This is a genomic window from Salinarimonas soli (assembly GCF_008386575.1).
GTDB classification, from domain to species: Bacteria; Pseudomonadota; Alphaproteobacteria; order Rhizobiales; family Beijerinckiaceae; genus Salinarimonas_A; species Salinarimonas_A soli.
On sequence record NZ_VUOA01000227.1, the window covers coordinates 1 to 406 of the forward strand.

1 protein-coding gene is annotated in these 406 nt (G+C 72.4%); it reads right to left on the reverse strand.

Features of this window, described 5'->3' with window-relative positions; translation table 11 throughout:
- On the reverse strand, positions 1-406 hold a 406-nt coding region (locus F0L46_RS25755; protein ID WP_149822431.1), incomplete at both ends, for an AAC(3) family N-acetyltransferase.

The window sequence follows — 406 nt, forward strand, 5'->3', positions numbered from 1 at the left end:
CTCGATCCAGGCGACCGCGAAGGCGCAGATCGCGGCCGCATCCACGAGCACCGAGGGCGCCCGGCCGACCATGCCCTGCCTGCCATGGCCGCAGGCGAGGAACTCCCGCACGATCGTGCCGAAGGAGTCCTCGGCCAGGCCCGGGCCGCTCGGGTCCGAGGTGTCGAATTCCTCGCTCATGCGCCATTCGACGGTGCCGCGGGCCAGGATCGGCGCCTCGTAGCGACGAAGGCGGTTGCCCGGGACCCGCGCCAGATGCTCGGCATGGTGGCGGAGGGTCATGGTGTCGAGCGGGGCGCCCGCCATCAGCACCTTGCTCCCGGCCTCGACCAGCCGCGCGGGGGGTGAGCCCTCGCCATCGCCGAAATCGAGTGGATGGTCGGGCGTGAGCCCATCCGCTTGCGCG